General features: G+C 79.4%; 3 protein-coding genes. All 3 read left to right on the top strand.

From position 1 onward, the window contains the following. Positions 1-2,332 (top strand): ABC transporter permease (locus ABEB16_RS19100; RefSeq protein WP_345713793.1); only part of this gene is annotated, 2,332 nt, incomplete at its 5' end. A 50-nt stretch (positions 2,333-2,382) separates the two neighbouring features. After that, positions 2,383-2,691, top strand: coding sequence for an antibiotic biosynthesis monooxygenase family protein (locus ABEB16_RS19095; protein ID WP_345713792.1), 309 nt, complete (start codon positions 2,383-2,385; stop codon positions 2,689-2,691). Positions 2,692-2,859: 168 nt separating this feature from the next. Continuing rightward, positions 2,860-3,870, top strand: a complete 1,011-nt coding sequence (locus ABEB16_RS19090) for a GNAT family N-acetyltransferase (protein WP_345713791.1) — start codon at positions 2,860-2,862, stop codon at positions 3,868-3,870. Positions 3,871-3,912: the final 42 nt, after the last annotated feature.

Raw genomic sequence — 3,912 nt, 5'->3', positions numbered from 1 at the left:
ACCGGGGGCCGCCGCGGCGGCGGGCGCGCTGCCCGGTGCGGCGGCCACCGCGGTGGACACCGGCACGTACCTGTCCGCGCGGCTGGAACCGCGCGCGGGCGAGGAGGTGCCCGGCAGCCAGCTGGTGGGCGTGGAGGCCGTCGCCGCGGCGGGTCCGCTGCGCTGGCAGGACGTCACCACCGGCCGGCTGCCCGAGCGCCCCGGCGAGGTCGCCGTCTCCGGGCGCACCGGGGGCGCCGTCGGCGACGCCCTGGTGCTCGAGGTGCCCCCCGCGCCCGACACGCCGGACACGGCCGAGGGCGCGGCCGCGACCGAGCAGCGGGTGGAGGTCGTCGGCGTCGTGGACCTCGGCGGTGACCCCTCCGCCGGTGTCGACGGGCGCGTCTTCGCGCTGCCCGCCGACGTGGCCGCCTGGCACGGCGAACCCGACGGCGTCCGCGTCGCCGCCGCGGCCGGCACCTCCCCCGCCGCGCTGCGCGACGCCGTGACCCTCGCGGTGGCGGACCTGCCGGTCTCCGACGCCCTGCGGGTGCTCACCGGTGAGGAGGCCGCCGCCGCCGTGGCAGGGGAGTACACCGGGCAGTCGGCCGGGCTGGCCGCGGTGCTGCTCACCTTCGGCGCCGTCGCCGTCCTCGTCGCCGGCCTCGTCATCGCCAACACCTTCGCGGTGCTGCTGGCGCAGCGGACCCGGGAGCTGGCGCTGCTGCGCTGCGTGGGGGCGCGCTCGGAGCAGGTGCGCCGCGGGGTGCTGCTGGAGGCGGCGGCCACGGGCCTGGCCGGCTCCGCGCTCGGCGTGGGCGCCGGCATCGGCCTGGCCGCGGCGGTCTCGGCCGTCGTGGGGCGCCTGGACTCCCCCATCCCCCTGGGGGTGGTCAGCGTGCCGGCCGTCGCGGTGGTCGCCGGCGTGGTCCTGGGCACCGGTGTCACCGTCGTCTCGGCGCTGCTGCCGGCGCGGGCGGCGACGGCGGCGGCGCTGCTGGCGGCGCTGCTCCCGCTGGCGGTGGCGCCGCTGCGCTCGCGCAACGGGGTGCTGCGGCTGCTGGCGGGCCTGGTGCTGTTCGTGCCCTCGACGGCGGCGCTGGTGGTGCTCAGCCTGCTGGGTCAGCTGCTGCCGGCGGTGGCGGCCGGGACGGGCAGCTTCCTCGGGGTGCTGCTGCTCGCGCAGCGGGCGGTGTCGTCGGTGGTGGCGCTGGCGGGCCGGCTGGTGGCGCCGGCGGGCGGGGTGCCGGGGCGCATCGCGGCGGGCAACGCGCTGCGCAACGCGCGGCGCACCGCCGCGACGGCGACCGCGCTCGTCATCGGCGTGACGCTGACGACGGCGATGGTCGTGGGTGCGGCCTCCACCCGCGCCACGGCCGTGGCGCAGCTGGACGCGATGTTCCCCGCCGACGTCGTCGCCGACCTCGGCGAGCGGCCCGGGGCACCGGTGGCGGACGTCGCGGCGGACGTGGCGGCCCTCGACGGGGTCGAGGCGGCCGTGCCGGTGCTGCGGGGCACGCCGACCGGCGGGGCGCTGGCGGGGTGGGACGTGCACGGCGTGGACCCCGCCGCGGTGGGCGCGGTGCTGCGCTCGCCCGACACCCCGCGACCGGCGCCGGGGGTGCTGGTGCTCTCCCGCGGCGACGCCCGCGCGCTGGGCGTCGCCGAGGGCGGGCGGCTGGAGCTGGCCCCGGGGGCGTCGTTCCGGGTGCGGGTGGACACCGAGAGCGAGACCCCCGCGCTGCTGACGACGGCGGACCTGCGCGTGCTGGTGCCCGACCTGGGGTCGGCGCCGGCGTCGGGGCTGGTGTGGGCGCGGGTGGACGACGGCCTGGACACCGGCGCGCAGCAGCGGCTGGTGGACGAGGTGGAGCAGGTGGTGTGGCGCAGCGTGCCGGACGCCTGGGTGTTCGGGGTGCTCAGCGAGCGCCTGGCGCTGGAGAGCGTCGTCACCACGATGCTGCTGGTGGTCACCGGCCTGCTGGCGGTGGCGGTGCTGATCGCGCTGATCGGCGTGGGCAACACGCTGGCGCTGTCGGTGGTGGAGCGCCGCCAGGAGTCGGGGCTGCTGCGGGCGCTGGGGCTGAGCCGGCGCCAGCTGCGGGCGACCCTGGCGTGGGAGGCGCTGCTGGTGGCGGGGGTGGCCTCGGTGCTGGGGGTGCTGCTGGGCGCGGGGTACGGCCTGGCGGGGACGGCGGCGGTGTTCGGCCTGTCCGGTGACGTGGTGCCGGACGTGCCGGCGGTGCAGGTGGTGGGGATCGTCGTGGTGGGCGCGGCGGCGGGGGTGCTGGCCTCGGTGGTGCCGGCGCGGCGTGCGGCGCGCACCTCGCCGGTGGTGGCGCTGGCGGCCTGAGCGGCGCCCTCCCACCGGCCGGCCCGGGACGGCGGTGGGAGGGTGTGGCCATGGCCATCGTGAAGATCAACGCGATCGAGGTGCCCGAGGGCGGCGGCGAGGAGCTGGAGCGGCGCTTCGCCGCCCGGCTGGGGGCCGTGGAGGGCGCGGCGGGGTTCCTCGGTTTCGAGCTGCTGCGCCCGGTGCGCGGGGAGTCGCGCTACTTCGTCTACACCCGCTGGGAGACGGAGGAGGCGTTCCGGGCCTGGTCGGAGGGCGGGGCGCGGGCGGCGCACGCGGGTGAGCGGGCCAGGCCGGTCGCGACGGGCGCGAGCCTGCTGGAGTTCGAGGTGGTGCTGGGGGCCGGGCCACGCACCTGAGCCGCGGTCGGGTGCGTGGCCCCGGGGCGGTGTTCCCCCGGACGGGGGAACACCGTCCTCCGCTCGTCGCAGTGCGCGGCCCGGGGCTTTGCGCCCGCTGTCGGCACCCGGTGGCATGGCAGCGGGCCGTCCGGCCCCAGCCACCGCAGCCCGCACCGGGAGTTCGCCATGACCGTCCTCGTCCCCACCGGCAGCTCCGCGCAGTGGGACGCCCTCGTGGACGGGGCCGAGGGCGCGACGGCCTTCCACCGCCACGGGTGGCTGCAGCTGCAGGCGCGGCTGCACGGCTGGCGCTTCGTGCCGCTGCTGGTCCGCGACGGCGGTCGGGACGTCGGGGTGCTGCCGCTGCTGCTGGTGCGCCGCGGGCCGCTGTGGGTGGAGGCGCCGGTGCCGTTCCCGTACGTGGGTCCGCTGGTGCCGCCGGCGCTGCTGCCCGCCGTGCTGGCGGCCCTGACCCGCTGGGCCCGGCGCCGCGCGGTGGCGGTGACCCGCCTGGACCTGGGCCCGGGGGCGGGCGGGGCCGCCGCGGTGCTGCGGGAGGCGGGGTGGGTGTGCGAGGAGGCGACGACGTTCGTCGCGGACGTGTCCCACGGGGACGTGGCGGAGGTGCGCCGCCGCGCGTCCAAGAGCATGCGGCGCAGCGCCCGCCGGGCCGAGCAGCTGGGCGTGGTGGTGGCCGACGCGACCGAGGAGCAGGTGCGGCGCTCGCTGCCGGCCCTGCTGGCGGAGTCCTACGGCGCGCGCGGGGTGCCCTCCCCGTACCCCGCCGGCGTGGGGGACGTCCTGTGGGCGGCCTGCGGCGGGCGCGAGGACGTCCTGCTGCGCAGCGCCACGCTCGACGGGGAGGTGGTGGGGCTGGAGGTGGCCCTGGTCCACGGCGACACCCTCTACGACTGGGCCGGGGGCACGTTCCGCGCGCACCGCGACTGCGGCGGGGGTGCGCTGCTGCAGCTGGACGTGCTGGAGCGGGCCGCCGAGCGCGGCCTGCGCCGGGTGGACCTCGTCGGCGCGGTGGACGAGGGCGTGGCGCACTTCAAGCGCTCCACGGGTGCGCGGGAGGAGTCGTTCGTGATGGCCACCCGGGTGCACTCGCGGCTGTGGGCCACCGCGCGCCGCGGGAGCCGGGTCCTGGCCTCGGTGGCGGGCCGGGGCCTGCGGGAGCCGGCCGCGGCGCTCTGAGCGGCCGGGCGGGCGCACGGCACCCCGGCGGCGGAGCCGTCC

Source organism: Kineococcus glutinatus (genome assembly GCF_039542765.1).
GTDB lineage: Bacteria > Actinomycetota > Actinomycetes > Actinomycetales > Kineococcaceae > Kineococcus_A > Kineococcus_A glutinatus.
The sequence above is the reverse complement of the archived record's forward strand: the minus strand, read 5'-3'. Positions and strand labels throughout refer to the sequence as shown.

Bases quoted from the DNA above. Each gene is read 5' to 3' on its own strand.
- ABEB16_RS19090 (WP_345713791.1), top strand. From the start codon at position 2,860: ATGACCGTCCTCGTCCCCACCGGCAGCTCCGCGCAGTGGGACGCCCTC.
- ABEB16_RS19095 (WP_345713792.1), top strand. From the start codon at position 2,383: ATGGCCATCGTGAAGATCAACGCGATCGAGGTGCCCGAGGGCGGCGGC.